Here is a 25,901-nt window from a genome sequence, read left to right as displayed (position 1 = left end):
GACTGATTCGTGAGTCACGTTTCGACCACCAGCCCGGACAGGTCGTCTTTGGAACGCCAGTCCTCCAAAAGCTTTTCGAACGCGTAATACCCCAAGCCGTATGTCTCGCCGGTATAGGACCGTGGCCGCAGCTCACCCTCTTCGTCCGCGACTTCTTGTCCGTCATTGTTGAAATATCCTGGCGTGCAATCTCGGATGAACGCGGAGGTGTCGACGGCGACTTCGCGGACGTGGTCGACGTACGCGTCTTGCGCTGCCCTGCTCGGCTCTACGGTCCGAGCACCGCGGGTGAGTGCTTGGCTGACGATCCATGCGATGTGGCGGCCCTGGTTGTTGAATGTCTCCGTCGTCGACGCATTGAATCCGCCTTGGAAGAAGCCGACAAAGAACTGATTCGGGAATCCGTGGGTCATCACGCCGTGCAAGGTCCGAAACTCGTGTGCCCAATGGTCGTAGAAGGATTGACCACCGCGGCCGGAGATCTTGTCGATTCCCCACCTTCGCTGAAGGTCGCTGGTCACCTCGAAGCCGCTCGCGAATATCAAACAGTCGATCTCATGTTCGGCAGACTCGTGCATGAAGCCCCGGCTCGTCATGCGCTCCACGCCGCGCGTGGGAGAGACGTCGAGGAGTCGTACGTTCGGCCGATTGAACGCCGGATAGAATTCGTCGCTCGAAGCAGGTCGCTTGCACATGTGCCGATACCAGGGTTTGAGAATCGCGGCGGTCTCTTTGTCCTTCACCACAGCATCAACGCGCGCTCGCAACCGCTCCATGACGCGGAAGTCCATCACCTCGCGCGTGGCAAGAAACTCGTCAGGCGATTGCGGCCAGCCTGATTCATCGAACTCAGCCGAGAGGTTCCTGTTGAGCTCTGTCCAAATATCGCAGATCCGATCCTGTTCGCCCGGGGACAAACCGTCGATTGCGGCATGGTGAAAGTTCATCTGACGTTCGCGCTGCCAACCGGGCTTCAATGTCGCAAGCCAAGATTCGTCGGTAGGAGTGTTGATGCGCTCGTCTACGGTCGAAGCAGTGCGTTGGAGCACGTAGAGTTGCTTGGCGTATCTGGCCAGGAACGGAACTGCTTGAATGGCGGAAGCGCCCGTGCCTACGATTGCCACTCGTTTGTCGCTCAGCCGGTCGAGGACCGGTTCGTGCTGGCTCCCGCCGGTGTAGTCGTAATCCCATCGGGCGGTGTGGAACATCTTGCCCTGGAAATTCTCCAGTCCCGCTACACGTGGCACCTTCGGTGTATTGATCGGACCCATGGCCATGATGACGAATCGCGCTCGCAGATCATCGCCACGATCCGTTGTCACGCGCCACCGTTTGATCGATTCGTCCCACCGCAACGCGTTGACGCACGTATGAAACAGCGCGCCGTCATACAACTCGAATCTTCTTGCGACGCTTTGGCAATACTCGCGAATCTCGAGCCCGTCGGCAAACTTCCTAGAGGGAAAGAACTGCATCTCCTCCAGCAGCGGAAGATAGCAGTAGGAGTCGTTGTCACACGACAAACCAGGGTATCTGTTCCAGTACCACACGCCACCGAAATCGCCTGCCTGCTCGATGATTCGGAAGTCCGTCACACCGGCCTGTCGCAAGTGGTACCCGGCGAGAACACCGGCCCAACCACCGCCAAGTACCACAACGTCGACGTCGTCGCTGAGGGCACGGCGCGACGACCGAGCCATGTGAGGGTCGCTGAAGTCGAGTGCCTCCGTCTTCTGGGATGCGGCGTCGTATTGCTCCTGGCCATCAGGACGAAGCCGGCGATCCCGCTCCTCTCGGTACTTGTTTCTCAGCGACGGGATGTCCACCTCATGTGGGGCAGGCACCATGGTGGGATCGCAGGTCATCTGTCCAGCCCTTCTGTGCCCTGCGGCGTGAACACGAGGGGAAGACGTTCCATCGCTAGCAGAGCGGCGTTCGGTAGGTAACGAATGTCTTCGATCGGTATAGCCAAGCTGATGTCCCCCATCCGCTTTGCTGTTTGCCTCGCCGCGACCAGAAGTTGCATACGGGCCAGTGCGATGCCTAAACACAGATGAACACCGGCTCCGAATGTCAGGCTCTTCCGGATGTTGACCCGACCCGAATCAAACTGGCGCGGACACTCGAAGACCGCTTCATCGTCGTTTGCGGATGCGAAGAGGATGAGTAGGTGCGCGCCCTCCGGAAGCTGTGTATCGCCTAGCGTCACCGGCTTGGTCGTCACGCGAGACAATGCCCGTACCGGCGGCTCGAGCCGCATGAGTTCCTCGATGAAGCGCCCCATCCGCGAATCGTCGTCGGCAGCTTCATAGAAGTGCTGGGCGATCGCGGGGTCCGTCGCGACCTTGAAAAGGATGTTGGTGAACGCCGTCGACATCGAGTCGTGGGTGTTGATGAGAAGCGCCCGGGCGGTTGCAACCAACTCCTCGAAGCTGAGGGGTTCCTCGTCGGAGGTGTCTGCTCTGATGATGTCTGAGAGCATGTCGTCTTCTGGAGCGTGCATTCGCCTCCGGACGAGTTCGATCAGGTAGTTCTGCATTTCACAGAGGTCGTGAGCCGCCCGGATCATGTCCTCACGTGTGTTCGTGAGACTGAACTGCGACAAATAGGCACTGCCCCAACGCTTGATCGTGCTCATGTCGAGATCGTCGACCTGCAATTGCTGCATGCTGAAGGCGATCGCCATCGGCAAGGCGAGATCGTGCAAGCCGTCCGCCTCACCGCGCTCGACGAATCCGTCGATGAGCTCATCGACGAGCCGCTCGAACTGCGGTTCAAGAGCTTTCATACGCAGCCTGCCGAATGCCTGCGACAGCAGACGGCGCGCGCGGGTGTGACGCGGTGGATCGATGTTCGCGACGTCCGGGAAGAACCCGCCCCCCTCGCGTATGAGGATGTCCTTCATCTCGTCAAGGTGGCCGTGAGCCATCTGCCGGTAATAGCCGAGTTCTTGGGAGAAGACGATCGGGTCTCGAAGCACCGCCATCAAGTCTTCGTGTCGCGACACCAGGAACATCCCGAGGTCCTCCTCGAAGTGCACCGGGTCGCCGTCGCGAAGAGCGCGGTAGTAGGCGAAAGGCTTCTCTTGAATAGCCGGGTCGATGAACGACACTCCCGCAAGGGATTCCAGCCGCTCTCCGCCAGCCGGACAGCCGGCAGTCGAAGTATTCCTATCTGTCGTCATGATCTGTCCTCTGACATCTCTCGTTGGACATCGCACTCGCTGGAAGTGCGGTACCCCTGATTCTTTCTATCCCACGTGTGGGGCCCTGTACCCCGTTGACGCAAGTCGGCCTTGACGATGCGTTGAGTCGCTTGGGTTTTCGGCAGTTCGTCCACGAATTCGACATAGCGTGGCACCATGAAACGCGCCATGCGGGTCTCGAGCTCCGCGCACAGCTCCTGCGGGCCGATCGAGGATCCGGAACGCTTCACCGCGAACAGCAGGATCTCGTCTTCGGTGGTGTCGGCCGGAACTGCCACCGCGGCGCATTCGAGGATTTCCGGATTTCGCAGCACGTCGGCTTCGACCTCGAAGGACGAGATGTTCTCACCCCTGCGCCGGATGACGTCCTTCAGGCGGTCGACGAAGACGTAGTCGCCGTCGGGAGTGCGGATGAGCGCATCGCCGGTGTGGAACCACCCGTTGCGCCAAGCGGCCACCGTCGCAGCGTCGTTGTTCAGGTAGCCGGCGTTCATCACCCATGGCACGTTGGCACGGACGATGCATTCGCCGGGCATCCCGTCGGGAACCTCAATGTCATGTTCGTCCACGAGTCGGACCTCGAACCCTGGATAGCCCTCCCGGACGCGACCTACGGTGCGTGCGTTCGTCGGGTTCCATCCTGACCGGATCGCGACGCCACCCTCAGTACTGTTGTAGACCGTGCAGATGCGGGTGTTGAATCTCCCGCTGAACTGCTCATAGCAAGAGCCGAGCGGAGCCATGAAGAGATTCTTGAGCGACGTGTTGCCCGAAGGGCTTTCGGGAGAGCTCAGCAACAAATCCGCCATCGATCCGACGAGCATGCCAGTCGTTACGCCGAACTCGGAGACATCCTGCCAGAAGCTGTTGAGGGCAAACCGCGACCTGATGACGACCCGAGCGCCGGCCATGGCTGCGTGGTACGGGATCGACTTGGACCCGAAATGTGCATGCGAGGTAGTGCAATAGAAGACGTCTGATGGCGCGAGGTCCTCGAACGGGAATGTCCCCAGGTTGATCGAATGCAGCTGTCCCCATGGCAACTTGACCGCTTTGGAGGGTCCCGTGGTACCTGATGTGTAGGTAATACACGCGATTTCGTGCATCTGGGGGTTACACATCCGCCTCTGCGCCTCGGCGATGTCCGGCCGAAGTGCCTGCGGCTGCGTCAGGCCAGGCAACTGCGACCTGTGCGCGACGTCATGTACGTCAGCATCCAGAACTAGTACGCGCTTGACGGTTTGTAGTTCCGCCGCAACGGCGTCGACGAACGGCACGTACTGCGCCGCCACGACGATTAGCGTCGGACTGCAGTTGTTGATCGCGTAGGCGAGCATGCGGCCCCGAAATTCCGGGTTCGTCGCGGCATCAGTAGCGCCGATGCTCGAAAGGCCCAGCCAAGCGGCCAATGAGTCGAGCCCCGCGTCGAGGAGCGTCACGACGACGTCGCCCCGTTTCACGTCTAGCGCAAGGAACCGAGCTGCCCAGAGAATCATCGACTCTTGGAGTTGCGCCCACGTCGCTGATGCACCGTGCACCGTTCGCACGAACTCCCTGTGCGGATCCGCCTCAGCCATGCGATTGACGATGGCAGGCAGCGTTTCTCGTGAATGCAGGTCAGAGCTCCCAGGCACTGCGCGTGCTCCAGGTACGGGGTTGGTCGCGTACGCGCTCGGTCCGTTCACGGTGAAGTCACGCGTACTTCCAAAAGGCGCGCATCATCGAGATCTTTCCGGCCTCGTTGAAGGTGAAGTGATCCACCAGGGGGCCGACGTGTTGCATTGAGCCCTCACGGGTCACCACGCCTTGCAGGATGGCGATGGCCTCGTTGCCGCAGACGATCACGTCGCGCTCGAGCCATAGCTTCATCGGGGAGAGGTCGGTGACCAACTTCCAGAACGACGTGCGCAGACTCTCGATACCGGTGTAGGTATCCACCCCCACGGGGTCTTCCAGAACTGTGTCGTCAGCCCAAAGAGCCAGCCAGCCATCCTTGTCAAAATCACTCAGCGTTTCGCAGTGCGCGTTGATGGCCGCGACAATTGCGTTGGTGTCTGACATTTCGGTCCCTTCTCGCAGTATCAGGTGGCGGCGCCGGGATCAAGCATTCATACTTTGCTTACTTCTTCATCCCAGCCGGTATCACGTTCGCGTACAGCGGCTCTCACACCTTTCTCGTGAATCAGGCGGAGATGATGTTCTTTGGCGACCGCCGCTTCCGCGCTGGGAACATATGGATCTCGACCCACATCAACCATCGCGGAGAGCCCCGCCGCTTCGTAGAGACGGTGTGTGCCGCGTTTGTTGGCGACGAGATCGCCGGTCTCCATCCGTGCTATCTGAATCGCGAAACGCATCGCCACGGCCTCTTCCTCGCCGAGCGCGACGACTCTGTTCACGTAGAACAATCGATGTGCCGTCTCCGCGTCTAGCCATCCGCCCGTCATCCACAACTGCTTCATGACACGGATGGGGAAGTGGAAGGGCATGAGTGCATAGGGGCCGTACGGTGCACCGACGCCGACCCGAGATTCTTCCCAACTGAAGCGCGAGTTGTCCGCCGCGATGACTATGTCGGCGGCGAGCAAAAAGGTGTTCGCATGAGGTCCGACATAACCTTTGGCGGCGACGACAAGCCCCTTGGAGAAGCGCCACGGTGGGAGGAGGTCGCCAGTATGCACCCAATATTTGTCCTGAATCGTCGCCGGCGCCTGCCCACCGATGGTCTCGGCAGCCACTTGTTGGACATCGTGACCTGATGAGAAATTGGCGCCTTCGGCGGTGAGCACAACGCACCTGACATCGTCCATACGATCGCAGTCCGCGAGGACCGAATAGAACTCTTTTTCCATGGTGCTATTGATCGCGTTCATCTTCTCGGGCCGATTCAGGCGTACTTCGACGATGCTCGCCCGCCGTTTCACCTGGATGCAGGTCATCGCAGCCCACTGCGCGTCAACCACGAGTCCTCCTGTCCGTCTCCGACACCGTCACCGTCACCGATGGCAATTCGTCATCAGTCGCGCTTCGGCCCGCGCGGAAGACCAAGTACTTGTTGCGCGATGATGTTGCGCTGAATCTCTGACGTCCCGCCGGCGATGGTTGCCGCGATGCCACGCGTATATCGCTCAAACCTGCTGGCGAAGTACTCGTCGGGATTCATATGCTCATAGCGCTCGGTCACCGGATGCCGCAGGCCGTCAATGCCCACCGAACTCAGTGCGAGGTCTGCTGCGCGCAGCTCGGCTTCAGAGCCGAAGAGCTTGAGCACGGAAATTGATGCGGTGTCCATTTCACCGCGCGCGGCACGTCCTAGTGCTGCTGATCCCATCGCCCGAAGGGCTTGGTAGTCAATGATTGTCGACGCGAACCGATCGCGTTCGACATCGGTGCGGGGCCGGCAGTCTGCCATGAGATTGTCGATCCGGTCGGCCAGCATGAGCCACATCATCGTGCGCTCGTGCCCGAGTGACCCATTGGCTACCAGCCATCCTTGGTGCAGCCCTCCTACGAGATTCTCAGCTGATACTCGGACGTCGGTGAAGAACACCTCGTTGAAGTCGAGGTTGTCTTGATTGGCGACATCAGGGAACGGTCGGCACACCACGCCCTCGGTATCGGTCGGAATGATCAGCGCTGAAATTCCCTTGTGTTTGGGGGCATCCGGGTCGGTTCGAACGAATGCCAACAGGAAGTCGGCGTCGTGGGCGCCCGACGTCCATACCTTCTGCCCGTTGACTACAAATTCGTCACCCTCGCGGACGGCGCGCGTTCGCAGTGATGCAAGGTCGGAACCCGCGCTGGGCTCACTCATTCCGAGTGAGGCGGTCATCTCGGCCCGAAGCACCGGCAACGCCCAGCGCTGCTTCTGTTCGGGGGTACCGAACGTGATCAGCGAGGCTGCAACGATATTGACACCCTGTGGGTTGAAACTGTGGAAGATGCGTCGTCGACACAGTTCATCGAGATGGACGAATTGCTGCAGTACGGTCGCGTTGCGTCCTCCGAATTCCGGCGGCTGCGCGGGGAGTAACCAGCCCTCGTCGAACAGCAGGCGCTGCCACTTCCGGGCCCACGTTGGCATATGCGAGACCGACCGCGGACGCTCGAATGTCTCGGCTTCGGTCGGCAGGTTGTCGTCAAGGAACGCCGAGAACTCAGCCCGGAACGATTCGACATCGTTATCAAAAGTCAGCTGCACGGTACTCCTTTGCGATAACTGCGCGATGCTCTGCAGCGCCGCCCAACATCAGTTCCCCTGCTCTTGCGCGCTTGATGGCGAACTGCAGATCGTTCTCCCAGGTGAGTCCCATTGCGCCAAAGGACTGCATGCCGTGCTGCACGACCAGTGACTGAGCCTCGCCCGCTGCGGCTTTGGCCATCATGGCGGTCAGGCGGCGACGTGGATCGTCAGTGGCGATGGTCAGAGCCGAGAAGTATGACAAGGCCCGCGCCCGCTCGATCGCCACGTGCATGTCCGCGGCCTTGTGTTGCAGCGCCTGAAACGAGCCGATCGGGACTCCAAACTGGTAGCGCTGCTTGAGGTGTTCCAGTGTGAGGTCGACGATGCGTTGACACGCGCCGACGGTCGTGATCGCCATCCCGGTGAGCGCAATGTGTAAGGCCCGTTCGGCGTCGGCGGTGACGCGGTCCTCTTCGGCGACGCGCACGTCATCGAACCGTAGATCCGCCACATGCAGGACGGGGTCGAAGACAGCGACCCGACGAGCGATCACCTCACTGGCGTCGACGACGAACACTCCGGCTGCAGTGACCACTGCAAGCCGGTCCGCGCGGTCTCCGTCAAGAACGAAATGAGCCGTACCGTCGAGAACCCAACCCTCGGGGTTCCGGTGTGCGGTGACGCCGGCGTGCACCGCGGCACCGACGCGCGTCGGGTCGAACCGGTCGCCGACCAAAGGTGCGAACTGAGTCATTGACGCCAAGTAAGGCGTCGGATCGCTCGCGCGCCCGAGTTCCTCGAGCACGAGGGCAAGCTCGATGAAATTCTCCGTGCTGACGAGGTCCGTCCAACCCTGATCGATGTACCACTTCCACAGCTGGCCAGCGTCGGCGCCACCTTCAGCGATCTGCCGAACGAGGGACGACGGACACTGTTTAGACACTGCCTCCTGGACCGTTTCGCGCCAAAAGCGCTGGTCATCGTCGAGTTCTAAGAGCAACTCCGGCCCCATCTCCGTCGAAGGTGTCAGGCGAGAATAACGTTCTCCTATTACGAAAGTCAACGTGCGCAGTTTCTTGACAATCATCATGGGCGAGTAGCAGCATCACTGAGTACCGAACTATTGCCGATGGTGATGCTTGGAAAATGACAATGGCAAAGAAGGGTCGCCAGGAGTAGGGGTCGGCCACCGGATGCATCGCGGTGCGCTGCGCCGGCTCGGACGTCCACCCCGCGCCCTCAGCAGGGCCGCATCGTCAGTATCAACGTCAATCGCTGAACAGGAGCACACCGTGGTCAGGAAGTCGACCGAATCAGGTGCCACTTCGTCGCAAGTCAAGCTAGACCTATCCGACGTCGACCACCGCGTGGGAAAGCCCGTCGGCGGCGGGCAACTGTGGGATCCGTGCAGTTCCTCTGACATCCGCCGTTGGGTGATGGCGATGGACTACCCCAATCCCCTCCACTGGGATGAGCGGTTCGCCCGCGACTCCAAATTCGGCGGGCTGATCGCACCCCAGTCCATCGCGGTCGCCCTCGATTACGGGCACGGCGCAGGACCAGCCTGTGTCGGGCACATTCCGAACAGCCACCTCATTTTCGGCGGGGAGGAGTGGTGGTTCTATGGCTGCCCAGTGCGCCCGGGAGACAAGCTGTTTCAGAAACGACAGTTCCACGACTACAAGGTGGTAGAGACCAAATTCGCTGGGCCCACCATGTTTTCGCGCGGCGACACCACCCACACCAATCAGAACGGCGTCCTAGTGGCCCGCGAACGGTCAACCGCGATCCGTTATCTCTACGAAGAAGCGACGAAGCGCGGCATGTTCGAGAGCCAGCTCGGCGAAATCAAGCGTTGGACACAGCTTGAGCTGGAAGAAGTCGAGAGGCTTCGCCGCGATTGGCTAGAATCGAACCGGCTAGGTGTCTCACCGCATTTCGACGAAGTAAAGGTCGGCGACACGCTGCCGCGCCGTGTCATCGGTCCTCACAGCATCGCTACGTTCACCACTGAGTACCGCGCGTTCGTCTTCAACAGCTGGGGCGCATTCGAATGGGTGACGCCGCTCGGTGTCGAGGATCCGTGGGTTTATCAGGACCCGGGCTTCGGCAAGGATTTCGCGTTCGACGAGGAAGACGCGTTCATCGACCCCCGCAAGCGTGACGGACTCTATCTTGGGCCGTCGCGGGGTCACATCGACGCCGACAGGGCCAGCGAAGTCGGCATGGCGCGCGCGTATGGCTACGGCGCGACGATGGGCGCCTGGTGCACCGATCATCTCGCCTACTGGGCTGGCCATGACGGGATGGTCCGCCACAGTAAGGCCAACTTCCGCGGTCCGGCTTTCGAGGGCGACGTGACGTACTTCAACGCCGAAATCATCGGCAAGGAGGCCGAGTCGACGTGGGGTATACCGCTCGTCCAGGTGAAGCTGCGGCTGACCAACCAGAACGGTGAGGAGCTCGTGAGCTGCATCGCCGAGGTCGAGCTACCGGCGTGACGAGACCAGCACATGAATTCTGAGCCGGCGCCGTCACTTTCGATCGTGTCTGGCCCGTCGTTGCGCGACGAGACGGGACTCGGGACGCTCACGCTGCCCGGCTTTCTGCGCGATGTGACGTCAATGTACGGCGACCGTGAAGCTCTCGTTTTCCGTTCGGCCGACGGCGATACCCGCTGGACGTACGCCGACCTGTGGGAACGCGCAATCGAGGTGGCGTGTGCGTTGCGCGCGAGCGGAGTCGGCAAGGGCACCCGGGTCGGCGTTCTGATGACGAACCGTCCGGAGTGGATCTCGGCGTTCTTCGGCATCTCGCTCGCCGGAGGCGTGGCCGTCACGCTCAGCACATTCTCGACCCCCGCGGAGCTCGAGTACCTGCTCTACACCTCAAGCGTTGCCGTGTTGTTGTTCGAGCGAAAGGTGCTGAAGACGGACTTCGGCGCCGTCCTATCTGAGCTGGCGCCCGCGATCGGCAGGTCCGCCCGTGGCCCTCTGCAATCCGCTAGATTCCCGTACCTCCGTTATCTCGCAACGGTCGGCGATGCGTCTGCCGGCATCGACGCGTGGGAGGCGTTTCTTGCCCGTGGTCACGACGTGCCCCGTGAATTGATATACGCGACAGCTGAAGCGATATGTCCGAGCGATACGGGAGTGCTGTTCTTCTCGTCGGGTTCGACGAGTAAACCAAAGGGGATACTCAGCGCACATCGTGGGGTCGCCATCCAAATGTGGCGATTCCGCAGAGTGTGCGGTTTCGGGCCGGACGACAACATCCGTTGCTGGTCGGCGAACGGCTTCTTCTGGTCCGGCAATTTCGTAATGTCGCTGGGGGCTACGCTCGCCGCTGGCGGTTGCCTCGTCCTGCAACCGACATTCGTTGCGACTGAAGCGCTCTCACTGATGGCTGCCGAGCGAGTCAACTATCCGTTCGCCTGGCCGCACCAGTGGGCGCAAGTCGAAGCCGCACCCAATTGGCTTTCTGTCGACCTCAGCAGCATGCGATTCGCCGACGTCAAGACGCCGATCGCCCATCACCCTACGGTCTCCGGCGAATGGCACTTGCCCGATCACGCCTATGGCAACACCGAAACGTTCACAATATCAACGATTTTCGAACTCAACACGCCGTACGAGGTGCACGCTGATAGCTGGGGAGTACCGCTGCCGGGCATGACACTCAAAATCGTGGATCCACGTAGCGGAGTGGTGATTCCGCGAGGCGAGAGTGGGGAGATCTGCGTCAAGGGCCCCACACTCATGCTGGGTTACATCGGCACACCATTGGATGAGACGCTCGACGCAGAAGGGTTCTTCCGCACCGGCGACGGTGGGTACCTCGACGAGGCCGGCCGACTCTTCTGGGAGGGCAGGCTCACCGATATCATCAAGACGGGCGGTGCGAATGTCTCACCGCTCGAAGTCGACGAAGTCCTGGCGAAGCATTCCGGTGTAAAGGTAACCAAGACAGTCGGTCTGCCACATAAGACGCTCGGGGAGGTCGTCGTCGCCTGTGTCGTACCGCACGACGGCGTGAGCCTTGAAGCGGACGAGATTCGCGGATATCTGCGAGAACGACTGGCGAGCTATAAGGTGCCGCGCCACGTTCTTTTCCTCCGCGAGGGCGACATCGCGCTTACGGGCAGCGACAAAATCAAGTCTGGAGAGCTTCGAGAATTGGCCGCTCAGCGACTCTCGGAACCGTACTCATAGGCTGTCACTGACGGGGAGGATCGCTTGGCGACACCAGGACCACACGACCTCTTCGGTCAGGCTCGTCCCGTCCATCCCCTCGTGCAACGCGTTGAACTGGCCAAGAGACGTCAGTGTGTAGCCCAACAGTGATGTCAATTGCTGCAGGGTGAGATCGTTTCGAATTTGGCCCGCTTGCGAACACGCGGTCAGAATCTCCGTCAACAGCTTGCGGTGCGGTTCCCATACCTTGGCGAACGCCTCCGGATGATCCATCTCGAGGCTCAAGTTAAAGATCAGGACAAGCCGACCGCCTACTTCCTGCGATGAACCGGGCCGCGACAGCACTCCTTTGCACCATGCCTCCAGCTGCGCCATCGGGCCCTCAGCCGCTTCGACCTTCTCCCGTATCGCTTCAGTGAATTGCGCAGTGACGTCTTCATAGAGAGCCAACAGAAGCTCGTCCTTGCCTGCGAAGTGCTGATAGAAAGTCCGCAGGCTGAGGTTCGCCCGATCGGCCAGCGTCTGGAGAGTGAAATTGGCGTGCCCGGACTCTTGGACGAGCTCAAGGGCTGTCGTCATGAAGTGTGTGCTGCGAGCGACCGCGCGGGCCCGCGCGTCGCCGAGGCGGCGCTCGATGGCCCGTTCCTGCCAAGTGCTACCGACTCCATTGCCTTGATTCGGCGCCCCCATGGGCGCGTCGCCGGGAGCCTTGCCATGGGTTTCCTTCATTGCCGACCATCCGCGCGTTGTTTCCTGGTGCACCGCTGAGGCCGGTAAACGTATGCGGTCCCGTCCACAGGATCGTGTGCGCGACGAAATGGCATACGCCCACAGTATCGGCATCGCCTCCACCGACTCGAGGTGCCGATCCTCGTCCACGTTGCATGCATGTTCGGCATCACCTCAGACGGGCCTCGCACATGAGAATCATGCTCTCCTAGGACGATGATCACGTTCTTGCACAGTGACAATGTACGTGACTATCAAATGGGTATGTATGTTATCAATAACTGCTACGGTTGATGTGCGACAGGGCCCGCGGAATACGTCGGCGCCGCGGAAAGGTCACACGGCGCATCCCGGTCATCTAAGGAGACGTGACGACATGCTCAAGTGCGCCGGCTGTATGGGGAAACGCCACTTCGGGGAGGGCCGATGACCGACTTCATACCGCGTGCGGGGGACCTGACCTCGGTCGACTTTTTCCGGGACAGTCGTCTGACGGACGACCCATACCGGTTCTACGAGGCGCTTCGCAACAAGTGTCCGGTTAGTCGCGAGGACCACTACGGCGTGACGATGGTGACCGGCTGGCAGGAGGCCGTCGACGTCTACAACGATGCGGAGACGTTCTCTTCCTGCATCTCGGTGAGCGGGCCGTTCCCGGGGTTTCCCGTCCCGCTCGAAGGTAATGACGTCACCGACCTGATCGTGAAGCATCGCGACGAGCTGCCGTTCAGCGACCAGCTGCCGACTCTCGATCCGCCTACACACACCAATCACCGCGGCCTGCTGATGCGGTTGATCACGCCAAAGCGCCTCAGGGAGAACGAGGACGCCATGTGGGCGCTCGCCGACGAGATCCTCGACGACTTCCTCGCTCCCGGCGAGGGCGAATTCATCAAGGGCTTCGCCGGCCCGTTCACGCTGCGCGTGATCGCCGACCTGCTGGGTGTACCCGAAGATGATCGTCCTGAGCTCCTAGAGCGACTCGCACGCGGGACCCACGGCGGGGGGTTGGGCAACGCCGAGAAGACGATGAACAAGACCCCACTGGAGTACCTCTACGAAGTCTTCGCGACGTACGTCGAAGAGCGCCGGGCGGAGCCGCACGACGACGTGTTGACGGGGTTGGCGACCGCGACCTTCCCGGACGGCACCATGCCCGAGGTCGCAGACGTCGTGCGGGTGGCCACCAATGTCTTCTCGGCCGGGCAGGAAACGACCGTGCGGCTGCTCAGTACCGCGCTGAAGGTGATGGGGGACCAACCCGACATCCAGCGCAGGCTTCGCGAGGACCGCAGCCTTCTTGCGAACTTCATCGAGGAGTGCCTGCGCATCGAGAGCCCGGTGAAGGGAGACTTCCGGCTGTCGCGGGTGCCGGTCACCGTTGGCGAGCAGACGCTCGCCGCCGGGTGCACAGTCATGGTGATCAACGGCGCCGCCAACCGCGACCCGCGCCGTTTCGAGAATCCGGACACGTTCGACGTGGAGCGCAAGAATGCCCGCCAGCATCTGGCGTTCGGGCGTGGAATACACAGTTGCCCCGGCGCTCCGCTGGCTCGTGCGGAAACTCGGGTCGGGCTCGAGCGGCTGCTCGACCGCACCACTGACATCCGGATCAGCGAGTCGCACCACGGCCCGGCCGGCGATCGTCGGTACCAATATCTTCCGACCTACATCCTTCGTGGGCTGACCGAGTTGCACCTCGAGTTCGGCCTCGTCGAAGGCAAGTCGTGAAGGTCACCGTCGCAAACTGTCCAGAACAAGCCATCGTCGAAATTCGCGCCTAGTCAGGGAGATTCAGTGCCAGAGGGTCAGCTCATCACCACCGCCATGGACAAGTTTCGGGCACTGGTCGCGCGGCAGGGCGACGACGGAATTCACGCGGCGATCGAGACCCTGGAGTACTCGGAGCTTCCGCCGGGCGAGGTGACTATCCGGGTGCACTATTCCAGCGTCAACTACAAAGACGCGCTGGTGCTGACGCCGAAAAGCGGTGTGGTGCGCGATTATCCGATCGTGCCCGGCATCGACCTCACTGGCGAGGTGGTGTCATCGGATTCCGAAGAATTCGCCGTCGGCGACCCAGTACTGGCCCACGGGTACGAGATCGGCACCGGCAGGCACGGAGGCTATGCCGAGTTCGCGCGGGTGCCCGCGGACTGGGTCGTCAAGCTCGGCTCGTTGAGTCCGCGCGACGGAGCCGCCATCGGTACGGCGGGGTTCACAGCGGCGATGAGCGTGCAGGCGCTGCAACAGCGAGGCATAACACCCGAAGACGGGCCGATCCTGGTGACCGGCGCGACCGGTGGCGTCGGATCGGTGAGCATCGATCTGCTGGCCGCCGCGGGCTATCAGGTGGTGGCGTCGACAGGCAAGCCCGACGCCGCGGATCGGTTGAGGGCGCTGGGCGCCGACGACGTCATCGGCCGGCTACCCGAAGACCCCGAGGCCAAGCCGCGGCCGCTGGGCAAGACCCGGTGGGCCGGGGCAGTCGACTGTGTCGGTGGGGCCACCCTGGCCGATGTGCTCAGCACCGTGCGTTACGGCGGCGCGGTGGCGGCCAGCGGGCTGACCGGTGGCGCCGGCCTGCAGACCACCGTGATGCCGTTCATCTTGCGCGGTGTGGCGCTACTGGGCATCGACTCGGTACTGATGCCGATCGGACCGCGGCGCGCGTTGTGGGAGCTGCTGGGCAGTTCACTGAAGCCGCAGCACCTTTCGGATGTTTCGCACGACGTCGACGTCAAGGACGTGGTCGGCGTGCTTGACGAGGTCCGCGCAGGCAAGTACTCCGGCCGCGCGGTGGTGCGAGTCGCGGGCGGCTTCTAGTCGCGGACCCACACGGCGACGAAGCCGATCGGAATGCCCGTGCGCACGGCGATGAGCTCGCGTGCGGCGCTCTCGGCCTCGACGCGCCGAGCGACGTGGACCTCCGCGTCGAGCTCGGGAACGGTGACCGTCCAGCCGGCCACGTCGCGGGAGATGGTCGCTTCGAACAGCTGGCCCGCCATCGGGCGAAGGGTTCGGTTGCGGACGGAACGGGTGCGGGTAACGACGCTGGCGCGCATGGGCAGCTTTCACGGTCGAGAGAACTTGGGCCGTCGGCCAAAGTACTGCCGCGAGCGGGGTTATGACAAATTCGGTTGACAGCCGTGCTGCGGCTAGAACGTGCTCATCGGGCGAACGCTGTTGGCCAGGTCGACCAACGCGTACCGGTGCGCCTGCGTCGGCGCGACGCGGGCCAGCCCCCGCAGGGACGCCTCGACGCCGAGCCGCAACCCATGCTCGGTGAACGGGAAGCCAAGGATGTGGTTGGTGCTTGCGGAGTTGTCGGCCAGCCAGTCCATCGCGGTGCCCATCACCAGCGCCCTGATCTGCAGCACCCGCGGCTCGGTCTCCGGCAGCGCCTCCACGCGGTGCGCGGCGTCGCGGATCTGCCGTTCGGTCACTTCGCTGCCGGACCGGCCCGACAACAGGGTGACGGCGCTGGTGAGCCGCGCCGTCGTGAAGTGCCTCGAAGTGGGCGGTACCTGGTCGAGTGTCTTGACGGCGAAATCGCGCTGACCGTCCGCGGACTGCGCGCGGGCCAGCCCGAACCCGGCCGAGATGATGCCGTTGTCGGTGTTCCACACGGTCTTGTAGAAGGTGCCCTCGTCCGCGGTGCCGCTCAACTCCGCCGTGGCCGCGAGCGCCAACTTCGGGGCGAGTTCGCCAGGCAGGGTGTCGAGCACCTCGGTGAAGTGCTTGGTGGCTGTCTCGTAGTCGGCGGACAGTAGGTCGGCGACGGCCCGGAACCACACCAGCCGCCACCGCCAGCCGACCCGGTCGGCCAGGTCGTCGAGCTTGCGGTTGGCCTTGGCGACGTCGCCGAGGTCCAGCAGCGCCCGGACCTCCATGAGCGGCAGCTCGACGGAGTTCGACAGGTCGACGCCCTCTGAGTCGAGCGTGCCGTGCCGGGCCGCGCGCAGCGAGTCCAGCGTCTGCACGGGCTGACTCATCAAACTGGCCGACAGCACCGCCGCACCGACGTCGCCGGGGTCGACGAGCGGCACTTGCAGGGCCCTGACGATCTCCTGGGCGGTCAACTTCTCCGAGTGCACCTGCCCATCGAGATACACGTCGGTGTGCGCCACCAGCAGGTCGACCCCGAACGTCGAGCGGGACGGGCTGAACACCGCCGACAGGCCGGGCCGCGGGAGGCCGCTGTCCTTCGCGACCACCTCACGGAGCACGCCGAGCAGCTGCCCGGCCATCTCGTCGGCGGAGCCGAAGCGGCGGCGCGGATCGGGATCGATGGCCCTGCGCAGCAGCCTGCCGAACGAATCATATTGCACGAGTAGGGGATCGTCGTCGGGAAGCCCGTCGGCGTAGCGGCCGTTGCGGGTCCTCAGGTCCAGCGTGAGGGCGGCCAACGTGCGGCCGACGGTGTAGATGTCGGTGGCCACCGTCGGGCCGGTCTTGACGATCTCCGGAGCCTGGTAACCCGGTGTGCCGTAGAGGAATCCGAAGGAGTTGATTCGTGACACCGCGCCGAGGTCGATCAGCTTGAGCTGTTCCTCGGTCAGCATGATGTTCTCGGGCTTGAGGTCGTTGTACACCAGCCCGACCGAATGCAGGTACCCGAGCGCAGGCAGGATCTCCAGCATGTACGCGATCGCTTGTGCCACGGGAAGTTTGACGCCCCTGGGCTGCTTGAGCGACGTCCCGCCGACGTACTCCATGACGATGTAGCCGACCGGGTCGCCGTGCTTGTCGTCGTGCTCGACGAAGTTGAAGATCTTCACGATCGCCGGGTGCGTGACCTCGGCGAGGAACTGCCGCTCGGCCATGGCGATCGCCTGCGCCTCGGCGTCGCCGGAATGCACCAAACCCTTGAGCACGACGGGGCGATCGTTGACGTTCTTGTCGAACGCCAGGTAGATCCAGCCGAGTCCGCCATGCGCGATGCAGCCCTTGATCTCGTACTGGTCGACGACCATGTCGCCCGGAGAGAGTTGCGGCAGAAAGGAATACGCGCTGCCGCAGAATGGGCACCAGCCCTCGGACAGGGCACTGCCGTCGGCCGACGACCGACCCACCGGCTTGCCGCAGTTCCAGCAGAACCGCTTGGCCTCGGCGACCACCGGATTGGTCATCAACGCGTCGAGCGGGTCGCGGGCCGGCACCCGCGGCACCTCGACCAGCCCGCCGCCGAGCCGCCGGATGGGGGAGAACGTCCGTGTGACCGGGGTGGGGTGATCGGTCGGCTCGGTCTCCGCCGTGCCGACCGACATGCCCTCGGAGTCGTCGAAGACCGGGCGGAACACGGCTTGGGTGGCCATCGGCCGCATGGTGGCCAGCGAGTCGTACGTCATTGCCTCCGCGGGCTGTGTGCCCTGGATGTTGTCGTCGCCGCTGAGGTCCGGCTTCTCGTCGCTGATCGCCATCAGTCCGAATACCTCGGGACGGGAGGTGCGGGCGCCGGGCCGAGCACCGTCAACCACTTGCGCCACAACGTGTTCCACGTGCCGTCTCGGCGGATGCGCTCGAGCGTCCCGTTGACGAAGCGCACCAAACCGGTGTTCTGCAAGTTGATTCCGACGCCGTAGGGCTCCTCGTTCATGCTTGGCCCGGTGATGTGGAGGTACGGATCCTGGGCGACGAGGCCGGCGAGGATGGTGTCGTCGGTGCTGACGGCGTCGACCTGGCGTTGTTGCATCGCCACCAGACAGTCGGCCCACGTGACGACCTCGACGACGATCGGCGGCGGGGTGATCTGCTTGATGTTTCGCAGCGACGTCGTGCCCTTCGCGGCGCAGACCCGCTTGTTGGACAGGTCGGAGGCCTGGCTGATCGCCGAGTCACGCGGCGCCAGGATCCGCTGGTTGGCCGACAGGTACTCGGTGGAGAAGTTCACCAGTTTCCTGCGCTCGCAGGTGATGCTCATGGTCTTGACGACGATGTCGACCTGATTGTTCTGCAGTGCCGCGACGCGGTCGGCCGACGACAGGATGCGGTACTCGACCTGTGAAGGGGTGCCGAAGATGTCGCGCGCCACCTCGCCGGCCACGTCGACGTCGAATCCGGTGATCTCGCCCGTGATCGGATCGCGAAAGCTGAACAGGTTGCTGCCGATGTCCAGCCCGACGATGAGCCTGCCGCGGTTGCGGATGTTGGCCACCACCGCATCGGCCTCGCTCTTCGACGAGAACGGCCGCAGGCTCTCGGTGCAGTTGCGCTCCGGCGGCGCCGGCGGCTCGACGGGCTCCGGGCCCAACTGCTCCATACCCGCGGGCGTCGGGGGTGCAACGGTCACGCTGGGGTCGGGGATGGCCGGCGCGATCTGCTCGCACGCCGTCAGCACCGCCATGGCGGCGAGTCCGGCGATTAGTTTGCGCATCACCATCATCTGTACTCGCTCAACCGGGGCCACAGCCCCAACGTCACCGCGAGCGCCGCGATCACGCTGAGTGCGGCCGCTCCGACGGTGGCTCCGGAGAGCACCCGGCGTGCGCTGACGATGTCGTTGCGCAGCTGCTGCCTGCTCTCCTCGATGCCCTTGGAGAGCGCGGCGTCGAGCTTCTCGAACGCAGGAGAGGAGTCGTCCTCGCCCGTGCCGAGCGCGACCTGCGTCGCCTTCTGGTAGTCGCCAACGGCGATGTAGGCATTGATGCGGTCATCGGAGGCCCGCCACCGCCGCAGTAGTTGTTCGGCGTCGGCCAGGTCGGCCTTGTCGATCGCGTCCTCGCGGGCGAGGTAGTCGGACAGCTGCCGCTGCATCGTGTCGATGCGCTGGTAGTAGGACTGCTTGCGGGCGTCCTCGTCGCCACGGCGGACCAGCGACAACGTCTCGTCGGCGCGGGCCTGCTGGGCGGTGATGGCCATGGTGGTCACGGTCTTCAGCGATTCGGCGGCCGTGCTCTTGGCACTGCGGCTGGCGGCCGTCGAGATGACCAGGGCAGTGCCGACCCACATGATGATGATCATCACCGCGAGCCCGCCCGCGACGAATCCGATGTTCACCCGGCGTCGAGTGCGGCGCGCCAGCCACCGGTTCGCGAACGCACCGAAGAGCAGCGTCGCCAACACCACGAGGATGACCGGCGCGGGTATTCGCGTCGACGCGGTGGTTTCGGCGTCGACCTGACGCGACGTCTCCTCGTACAGCCGCTGCGCGTCGGGCAGGATCTGCGTCTGCATCAGCGCTGAGGCCTCCGACAGGTACGACGAACCGACGGGGTTCCCCAAGCGGTTGTTGGTGCGGGCCGTCTCCACCAGGCCCGTGTAGACGGCGAGCTGGGCGTTGATGTCGCCAAGCAGCCGGATCATCTCGCCGTCGGTGAGCCCGCTGGAGGCGTACGTGACGGCGACCGCCGCGTCGGTGATGGCCTGCTCGTACCGCTGCCGGACCGGGCGGGGTTCGGCGCCAGCGATGAACGCCGTCGCCGCCGCGGCGTCGGCCACCGACAGCGTCGTGTACAGCTGGCCCGCGGCGAACGCCAGCGGCTCGGTGTGGTCGAGCACGGTCGTCAATGCCTGCTGACGATCGTCGATGGTGGTCGACGTCGCCAACGCGCATGCGACCACGAGGGCCGACAGCACCAGCCCGATCGTGAGGATGCGGCCCGGCGTCGTCCACAGGAACCACCACCGTGGGTGGGCGGGGGAGGTCGGCGACCGTGACGCCAAGGGCTCGGTCGAAGGGTGCGCCAACTCCACAGTCACCTGTGCGCGGACCTCAACTTCCCGGCTGGTACTCGACTGTCCCGACTTCTATGAAGAAATTCTAAGAGCATTTGGCGGGAAGCGAGGGGATTCGAGGCGGCGGTTCGCCGTGGATCGAGCCCACAGTCGGCGGATCACGGCGGAGGTTCCTATCCTGAACGCGTGCGTGGCGACGGTGACGGCTGGGTGTTGTCCGACGACGGCGCCCATTTCTGGGGTGTACATGGCGCCGCCGGACTTCTGCTGCGTGCTCCGCTCGGGGACGGCACCGCGGCGGTGCTGCTTCAACACCGCGCGCCGTGGAGCCATCAGGGCGGGACGTGGGGGCTGCCTGGCGGCGCCCGCGACAGCCACGAGACCGTCGAGGAAGCCGCCGTGCGCGAGGCGCACGAGGAGGCCGGCCTGTCCGCCCATCAGGTCACCGTGCGGACCACGGTGGTGACGGCCACCGCATCTGGCGGCCAGTGGACCTATACGACGGTGATCGCCGACGCGGCCGCACTGCTCGACACGGTGCCCAACCGCGAAAGCTCCGAACTGCGCTGGGTCGGGGAGGACGAGGTGGCCGAGCTTCCGCTGCACCCCGGGTTCGCCGCCAGCTGGGAGCAGCTGCGCACCGTCACCGCGTCGATTCCCCTGTTGGTCGATCCGCAGCGTTGAGCGCCGCCTTGAGCGCGCCGGCGGCGGCGGCGGGATCGTCGGCCGCGGTGATGGCACGCACCACGACGACGCGTCGGGCCCCCGCCTCGAGCACCTCGGGTAGCCGCTCGGCGTCGATGCCCCCGATCGCGAACCACGGCTTGGCAGTCGACGTTTCGGCGGCCGCCCGGACGAGGTCGAGCCCCGGCGCGGACCGGCCCGGCTTCGTCGGCGTCGGCCAGCACGGGCCGACGCAGAAGTAGTCGACCGCTTCGTCGACGGCGGTGGCCACCTGCGCGCGGTCGTGCGTCGAGCGGCCGATCAGTCGGCCAGGGCCGATGACGTCACGGGCCACGTCGAGCGGTAGATCGTCCTGCCCGAGGTGCAGCACGTCCGCGCCTGCCGCACGCGCGATGTCGGCCCGGTCGTTCACGGCCAACAGGGCACCGTAGCGGCGGGCCGCGTCGGCAAGCACCTCCAGCGCGGCGAGCTCTCCGCGGGCCTCCAACGGCCCGAAGCGCTGCTCGCCGACGGAGCCCTTGTCGCGCAGCTGGACGATGTCGACCCCGCCGGCAAGCGCGGCGTCGACGAACTCGGCCAGGTCACCTCGCTCGCGGCGGGCGTCGGTACACAAGTAGAGGCGGGCCTGGGCCAGGCGTTCTGAGGGATCCAGCACATCCGCGACGTTAGCGACTGGTCCTGGGGCGAGCGAAGCGACGGGGAAGATCTCGCTTGCCGCGAGTAACGTGGACGGCTGAACACGGGAGTCCCGGGACCGGGGACTGAGAGTGGGGCCGCACGCCCCTTACCGTCACACCTGATCCGGGTCATGCCGGCGAAGGGAGCAGAAATGTCTCCGGGAACAGTGGCCGTCGTCGGCGGCGGCGTCATCGGACTGTCGGTGGCGCGCCGGGCCGCGCTCGACGGTTGGTCCGTGCGCGTGCACCGCACCGAGGACCGCGGCGCCTCCTGGGTGGCCGGCGGCATGCTGGCCCCGCACAGCGAGGGGTGGCCGGGCGAGGAACGCCTGCTGCAGCTCGGACTCGCGTCGCTGCGCATGTGGCACGAGGGGTTCCTCGACGGGCTGCCGCCCGACGTGGTGACCGCAAGGGAGTCACTCGTCGTGGCCGTCGACAGGGCCGACGCCGAAGACCTCCGGACGGTGGCGGATTGGCTGGCCGCCCAGGGTCAGCCGGTCACGCCGACGACGGCGGCAAGAGACGTCGAGCCGCTGCTCGCCCAGGGCATCAGGCACGGATTTCGCGCCGAAACCGAACTGGCCGTTGACAATCGAGCGCTCGTCGCGGCACTGGCGCAACAATGCGAACGGCTCGGCATCACGTGGGCGGCCCCGGTGCCCTCGCTGGACGACACCCGCGATGCCGACGTCACGGTGATCGCCAACGGCATCGACGCGCCTGCGCTGTGGCCGGACCTGCCCATCCGTCCCGTCAAGGGCGAGGTGCTGCGCCTGCGTTGGAGACCCGGATGTATGCCCGTGCCGCAACGAGTGATTCGCGCAAGGGTGCACGGCAGGCAGGTGTACCTGGTGCCGCGCGCCGACGGGGTGGTGGTGGGTGCGACGCAGTACGAACACGGCCGCGACACCGCCCCCGCCGTTTCGGGCGTGCGCGATCTGCTGGACGACGCCTGCGCGGTGGTCCCTGCCCTTGGCGAGTACGAATTCGCGGAATGCTCCGCGGGTTTGCGTCCGATGACACCGGACAACCTGCCCATCGTCGGTAGGCTCGACGAGCGCACGCTGGTGGCCGCGGGCCACGGTCGGTCCGGCTTCCTGCTGGCGCCGTGGACTGCCGACGCCATCGCGGCTGAACTGAAGGTTGGAGTGCTCGCGTGAACGTGACGGTGAACGGCGAGGCCGTGGAGATCGACGAACACATGACGGTGGCAAGGCTTCTGGAGACTCGCGGGTTTCCCGAGAAGGGCATCGCGGTGGCGGTGGACTGGGCGGTGATTCCGCGTTCGGAGTGGGCGCACCCGCTGCGCGATGGGGCCAAGGTGGAGGTCGTGACGGCGGTGCAGGGTGGCTGATTCCAAACTCGTCATCGCCGGGCGCAGCTTCGGCTCGCGGCTGATCATGGGGACCGGCGGCGCGGCCAATCTGGCCGTGCTCGAGGAGGCGCTCGTCGCATCCGGTACCGAGCTGACCACCGTGGCGATGCGCCGGGTCGACGCAACCGGCGGCACCGGCGTGCTCGACCTACTGAACCGGCTCGGCATCACGCCGCTGCCCAACACCGCCGGCTGCCGCGGCGCTGCGGAGGCGGTGCTGACCGCGCGGCTGGGGCGCGAGGCGCTTGGCACCGAGTGGGTCAAGCTCGAGGTCATCGCCGACGAACGGACCCTGTTGCCCGACGCCATCGAATTGGTCAAGGCCGCAGAGCAATTGGTGGACGACGGCTTCGTCGTGCTGCCCTACACCAACGACGATCCGGTGCTGGCGCGCCGGCTCGAGGACATCGGCTGCGCCGCGGTGATGCCGCTCGGCTCTCCGATCGGCACCGGGCTGGGTATCGCCAACCCGCACAACATCGAGCTGATCGTCGAAGCGGCCGGGGTGCCCGTCGTGCTCGACGCGGGCATCGGGACCGCCAGCGACGCCGCACTCGCCATGGAGTTGGGGTGCGATGCCGTGCTGCTGGCCACCGCGGTGACCAGGGCCGCCGACCCACCAATGATGGCCGCGGCGATGGCCGCCGCCGTCACGGCAGGCCACTTGGCGCGCCAAGCCGGTCGAATCCCGAAGCGGTTCTGGGCGCAGGCCTCGAGTCCGGCGGCCGAGTGACTCGTCGCTACGTCGCCTTGGGCTCCTCGATGGCCGCAGGACCCGGCATCAAGCCCCGCGTGCCCGGCAGCCCGACCCGCGCTGGCCGGTCGACGCTGAACTACCCGCACCTCGTCGCGCAGCGGCTGAACCTCGACCTCGTCGACGTGACGTACTCGGGCGCCACCACCGCACACGTGCTCACCGACCGCCAGAACGGTGCACCTCCACAGGTCGACGCGCTCGACGGGTCCGAGGAACTCGTCACCGTGACCATCGCGGGCAACGACGCGGGCTACGTGCCACTGCTGTTTGCGGCCGGGCTGCCCCGGTTCACCAGATCGTTGCCGCTGCTGGGCCCAGTGCTCCGCGGACAACTCGACGCCGACGCCAGAGCCCAGGCGCTGAGCCAGGTGGGCGAGTCGCTGAAGGCCGTCGGGTACGAGGTCCGGGCGCGCGCGCCGCAGGCCAGGGTGGCGTTCGTCGACTACCTGACGCTGTTGCCGCCGAAGGGTGCCGCCGCGGCGCCGCTATCCGACGTCGACGCGGACGTCGGCAGACACATCGGAGCCACCCTGGAGCGACTCACCGCGGAGGCCGCCGCGGAAACCGGGTGCGAACTGGTGCGCGCCGGTGAGGCCAGCCGCGACCACCATCCGTGGTCGGACGACCCGTGGGCAACCCGCTTCGGCCTGCCGTGGCCCGGCCGGGTCGCCCCCCTTCACCCGAACGCCGCGGGGATGCGCGCCATGGCCGACCTCGTCGTCGAGGCACTGGGGTGAGCGCCGAGGGACAGGTCATCGAGTTGACCGACCTGACGAAGGTGTTCGGACGGACCCGCGCCGTCGACGGGCTCACGTGCTCGATCGAGCCGGGCGTCGTCACCGGGTTCCTCGGCCCCAACGGCGCGGGCAAGACCACCACGATGCGGATGGTGCTCGGGCTCGACCGGCCGACCGCCGGAACAGCGACCATCGATGGGCGGGCCTACCGCGAGCTGAGCGACCCGTTGCGTACCGTCGGCGCGCTGCTCGACGCCAAGCAGCTGCACCCCAACCGCTCGGCGCGGAACCACCTGCGCTGGCTCGCCGCGAGCAACCGGATACCCGTCACCCGCGTCGACGAGGTGCTCGACGTGGTGGGCCTCGCGTCGGTCGCGGACAAGAACGCGGGGACGTTGTCGCTCGGCATGAGCCAGCGGCTCGGCATCGCGGCGGCGTTGCTCGGCGATCCGCCGGTGCTGCTGTTCGACGAGCCGGTCAACGGACTCGACCCCGAGGGCATCCGCTGGGTGCGCACGTTGATGCGCACGCTGGCCGCGGAGGGACGCACGGTGTTCGTGTCGAGCCATCTGCTCGCCGAGATGGCCAACACCGCCGACCGGCTCGTCGTCATCGGCCGCGGCAAGCTCATCGCCTCCACGACCGTCGCCGAATTCGTCAGCCGCTCCGGCGCCGACGCCGTCCGGGTGCGCAGCCCCCAGCTGGACGCGCTCACCGAACTGTTGTCCGACGCGGGCATCGACGTGACGGCCGAGCCGGACGGCTCGGCGTTGGCGGTGCGCGGCGCGGCCATCGAAGTGGTGGGGGAGCTCGCCGCACGCAACGGGATCGTGCTGCACGAGCTCAGCGTGCGGCAGGCGTCGCTCGAGGACGCCTACCTGCGGATCACCGACGCCGACGTCGAGTACCGGGCAGCCCAGTGAGCGCGCTCGCCGTGCTCGACGCCGAGCGGATCAAGCTGTCGACGATCCGTTCGCCACTGTGGTCGGCGGTGCTTGCCGCGGTGCTGAGCCTCGGTGTTGCCGCGATACAGGGCGCCAGCGCGTACGGGGCGGCGGGGCTGGCTCCGGAGTCGGCGGTCACCGGCGTGACGGTGTTCGGGATCCCGGTGCTGATGATCCTGTCGACCATGGTGGTGACGACCGAGTACCGCACCGGCATGATCCGATCGACGTTCGCCGCCACCCCGAATCGGACGCTGGTGCTGGTGGCCAAGGCCGTCGTCGCGGCGCTGTGCTCCGGGCTGTACGCCGGCGTGTTGGTACTCGGTGCCGTCATGACGGCCCGGCTGACGGCCGACCCGCTGCTGTCGACGCGGCTGTCGCTGACCGCGCCGGGCGTGTGGCGCGTCGTGGGGGCCGTCGCGCTGTACGCGATGCTTGCCGCGGTGCTCGGCGTCGCCGTCGGCGCGTTGTTGCGCTACACCGCGGGGGCCGTCGCGGTGCTGCTGCTGTGGCCGTTGGTGATCGAGCCGGTGCTCGCCAACCTGCCCGACACCGGCGCTGCGGTGGGCCCGTACCTGCCGTTCGTGAACGCGTTCGTCTTCATCGACGTGCCGTGGCTCTTCCCCGCGTACGCGATGCCGTGGGGCCCGCTCGGGTCGCTTCTGTACTTCGTCGCCGTGGTCGGTGCCCTGTTCGTCGGGGCCACCGTCGTGGTGAACCGGCGCGATGCGTGACTAACC

Annotated in this window: 24 protein-coding genes and 1 riboswitch; of the genes, 11 read left to right on the top strand and 13 right to left on the bottom strand. The window is 65.0% G+C overall.

Annotated features, from left to right (window positions below):
- Positions 1–14: 14 nt before the first annotated feature.
- The 7 genes from SLQ33_RS20060 to SLQ33_RS20030 all read right to left on the bottom strand — a co-directional run bounded on the left by SLQ33_RS20060 (position 15) and on the right by SLQ33_RS20030 (position 8,388).
- Complete coding sequence (locus tag SLQ33_RS20060; protein ID WP_319455626.1) at positions 15–1,865, bottom strand: NAD(P)/FAD-dependent oxidoreductase; 1,851 nt, start codon at positions 1,863–1,865, stop codon at positions 15–17.
- Positions 1,862–3,112, bottom strand: a complete 1,251-nt coding sequence (locus SLQ33_RS20055) for a cytochrome P450 (protein ID WP_319455625.1) — start codon at positions 3,110–3,112, stop codon at positions 1,862–1,864. Before SLQ33_RS20055 ends, SLQ33_RS20060 begins: the two co-directional genes overlap by 4 nt.
- A gap of 68 nt (positions 3,113–3,180) precedes the next feature.
- Positions 3,181–4,782: an AMP-binding protein gene (locus tag SLQ33_RS20050; RefSeq protein WP_319455624.1), complete on the bottom strand. Its 1,602-nt coding sequence runs from the start codon at positions 4,780–4,782 to the stop codon at positions 3,181–3,183.
- A 115-nt stretch (positions 4,783–4,897) separates the two neighbouring features.
- The gene (locus SLQ33_RS20045) at positions 4,898–5,266 is read right to left on the bottom strand and encodes a nuclear transport factor 2 family protein (protein ID WP_319455623.1); all 369 of its coding nucleotides are present in this window, start codon (positions 5,264–5,266) and stop codon (positions 4,898–4,900) included.
- A 47-nt stretch (positions 5,267–5,313) separates the two neighbouring features.
- Positions 5,314–6,168, bottom strand: coding sequence for an enoyl-CoA hydratase/isomerase family protein (locus SLQ33_RS20040; RefSeq protein ID WP_319455622.1), 855 nt, complete (start codon positions 6,166–6,168; stop codon positions 5,314–5,316).
- A 53-nt stretch (positions 6,169–6,221) separates the two neighbouring features.
- Positions 6,222–7,406 (bottom strand): acyl-CoA dehydrogenase family protein, encoded by a 1,185-nt coding sequence (locus tag SLQ33_RS20035; RefSeq protein WP_319455621.1) that lies wholly within the window; start codon positions 7,404–7,406, stop codon positions 6,222–6,224.
- Positions 7,390–8,388 carry an acyl-CoA dehydrogenase gene (locus SLQ33_RS20030; protein WP_319455913.1) on the bottom strand — a complete coding sequence of 333 codons (999 nt, stop codon included), beginning with the start codon at positions 8,386–8,388 and terminating at the stop codon, positions 7,390–7,392. Before SLQ33_RS20030 ends, SLQ33_RS20035 begins: the two co-directional genes overlap by 17 nt.
- 367 nt (positions 8,389–8,755) lie before the next feature.
- Here SLQ33_RS20030 and SLQ33_RS20025 point away from each other — a divergent pair, with 367 nt between their 5' ends.
- Together SLQ33_RS20025 and SLQ33_RS20020 are read left to right on the top strand one after the other, a co-directional pair.
- Entirely contained in the window at positions 8,756–9,889 is a 1,134-nt protein-coding gene (locus SLQ33_RS20025) for a MaoC family dehydratase N-terminal domain-containing protein (protein ID WP_319455620.1), read from the top strand.
- A 12-nt stretch (positions 9,890–9,901) separates the two neighbouring features.
- Positions 9,902–11,599 (top strand): class I adenylate-forming enzyme family protein, encoded by a 1,698-nt coding sequence (locus SLQ33_RS20020; protein ID WP_319455619.1) that lies wholly within the window; start codon positions 9,902–9,904, stop codon positions 11,597–11,599.
- Here the strand turns inward: SLQ33_RS20020 and SLQ33_RS20015 are convergent.
- On the bottom strand, positions 11,594–12,271 hold the full coding sequence (locus tag SLQ33_RS20015) for a TetR/AcrR family transcriptional regulator (protein ID WP_319455912.1): 678 nt from the start codon (positions 12,269–12,271) through the stop codon (positions 11,594–11,596). The genes SLQ33_RS20020 and SLQ33_RS20015 overlap by 6 nt on opposite strands.
- Positions 12,272–12,736: 465 nt before the next feature.
- On the opposite strand from SLQ33_RS20015, the gene SLQ33_RS20010 reads away from it, so the two are divergent.
- Together SLQ33_RS20010 and SLQ33_RS20005 are read left to right on the top strand one after the other, a co-directional pair.
- On the top strand, positions 12,737–14,041 hold the full coding sequence (locus tag SLQ33_RS20010; RefSeq protein ID WP_319455618.1) for a cytochrome P450: 1,305 nt from the start codon (positions 12,737–12,739) through the stop codon (positions 14,039–14,041).
- Positions 14,042–14,137: 96 nt separating this feature from the next.
- Positions 14,138–15,136, top strand: coding sequence for an acryloyl-CoA reductase (locus SLQ33_RS20005; RefSeq protein WP_319455911.1), 999 nt, complete (start codon positions 14,138–14,140; stop codon positions 15,134–15,136).
- On the opposite strand, the gene SLQ33_RS20000 is transcribed toward SLQ33_RS20005, so the two are convergent.
- The 4 genes from SLQ33_RS20000 to glnX all read right to left on the bottom strand — a co-directional run bounded on the left by SLQ33_RS20000 (position 15,133) and on the right by glnX (position 20,011).
- Positions 15,133–15,318: a long chain fatty acid-CoA synthetase Faa4p gene (locus SLQ33_RS20000; RefSeq protein WP_319455617.1), complete on the bottom strand. Its 186-nt coding sequence runs from the start codon at positions 15,316–15,318 to the stop codon at positions 15,133–15,135. The genes SLQ33_RS20005 and SLQ33_RS20000 overlap by 4 nt on opposite strands.
- Positions 15,319–15,468: 150 nt before the next feature.
- Entirely contained in the window at positions 15,469–17,733 is a 2,265-nt protein-coding gene (locus SLQ33_RS19995; RefSeq protein WP_319455910.1) for a serine/threonine-protein kinase PknG, read from the bottom strand.
- Positions 17,733–18,695 (bottom strand): glutamate ABC transporter substrate-binding protein, encoded by a 963-nt coding sequence (locus SLQ33_RS19990; protein WP_413467681.1) that lies wholly within the window; start codon positions 18,693–18,695, stop codon positions 17,733–17,735. Before SLQ33_RS19990 ends, SLQ33_RS19995 begins: the two co-directional genes overlap by 1 nt.
- Positions 18,692–20,011 carry a protein kinase G-activating protein GlnX gene (gene glnX / locus SLQ33_RS19985; protein WP_319455615.1) on the bottom strand — a complete coding sequence of 440 codons (1,320 nt, stop codon included), beginning with the start codon at positions 20,009–20,011 and terminating at the stop codon, positions 18,692–18,694. The genes SLQ33_RS19990 and glnX overlap by 4 nt, the downstream gene beginning before the upstream one ends.
- A gap of 162 nt (positions 20,012–20,173) precedes the next feature.
- Here glnX and SLQ33_RS19980 point away from each other — a divergent pair, with 162 nt between their 5' ends.
- A complete protein-coding gene (locus SLQ33_RS19980; RefSeq protein WP_319455614.1) occupies positions 20,174–20,671 on the top strand; it encodes an NUDIX hydrolase in 498 nt (165 codons plus the stop codon).
- On the opposite strand, the gene thiE is transcribed toward SLQ33_RS19980, so the two are convergent.
- Entirely contained in the window at positions 20,631–21,323 is a 693-nt protein-coding gene (gene thiE, locus SLQ33_RS19975; RefSeq protein ID WP_413467682.1) for a thiamine phosphate synthase, read from the bottom strand. The two genes, SLQ33_RS19980 and thiE, sit on opposite strands and share 41 nt — an antisense overlap.
- Positions 21,324–21,400: 77 nt before the next feature.
- Positions 21,401–21,511: riboswitch (TPP riboswitch) on the top strand.
- Between thiE and thiO the strand changes: the two genes are divergently transcribed.
- From thiO to SLQ33_RS19945, 6 genes are all read left to right on the top strand, one after another.
- Positions 21,501–22,508 carry a glycine oxidase ThiO gene (gene thiO, locus SLQ33_RS19970; RefSeq protein ID WP_413467677.1) on the top strand — a complete coding sequence of 336 codons (1,008 nt, stop codon included), beginning with the start codon at positions 21,501–21,503 and terminating at the stop codon, positions 22,506–22,508. (Overlaps the previous riboswitch by 11 nt.)
- The gene (gene thiS, locus SLQ33_RS19965) at positions 22,505–22,702 is read left to right on the top strand and encodes a sulfur carrier protein ThiS (protein WP_319455611.1); all 198 of its coding nucleotides are present in this window, start codon (positions 22,505–22,507) and stop codon (positions 22,700–22,702) included. Before thiO ends, thiS begins: the two co-directional genes overlap by 4 nt.
- Positions 22,695–23,456 carry a thiazole synthase gene (locus SLQ33_RS19960; RefSeq protein ID WP_319455610.1) on the top strand — a complete coding sequence of 254 codons (762 nt, stop codon included), beginning with the start codon at positions 22,695–22,697 and terminating at the stop codon, positions 23,454–23,456. Before thiS ends, SLQ33_RS19960 begins: the two co-directional genes overlap by 8 nt.
- Before the next feature lie 29 nt (positions 23,457–23,485).
- Entirely contained in the window at positions 23,486–24,217 is a 732-nt protein-coding gene (locus SLQ33_RS19955) for an SGNH/GDSL hydrolase family protein (protein WP_319455909.1), read from the top strand.
- Entirely contained in the window at positions 24,214–25,140 is a 927-nt protein-coding gene (locus SLQ33_RS19950; protein WP_319455609.1) for an ABC transporter ATP-binding protein, read from the top strand. The genes SLQ33_RS19955 and SLQ33_RS19950 overlap by 4 nt, the downstream gene beginning before the upstream one ends.
- Entirely contained in the window at positions 25,137–25,895 is a 759-nt protein-coding gene (locus SLQ33_RS19945; protein WP_319455608.1) for an ABC transporter permease, read from the top strand. The genes SLQ33_RS19950 and SLQ33_RS19945 overlap by 4 nt, the downstream gene beginning before the upstream one ends.
- The last annotated feature ends 6 nt before the right edge of the window (positions 25,896–25,901 follow it).

The sequence above is a fragment of the Mycobacterium sp. RTGN6 genome (genome assembly GCF_033804605.1).
Lineage (GTDB): Bacteria > Actinomycetota > Actinomycetes > Mycobacteriales > Mycobacteriaceae > Mycobacterium.
The sequence above is the reverse complement of the archived record's forward strand: the minus strand, read 5'-3'. Positions and strand labels throughout refer to the sequence as shown.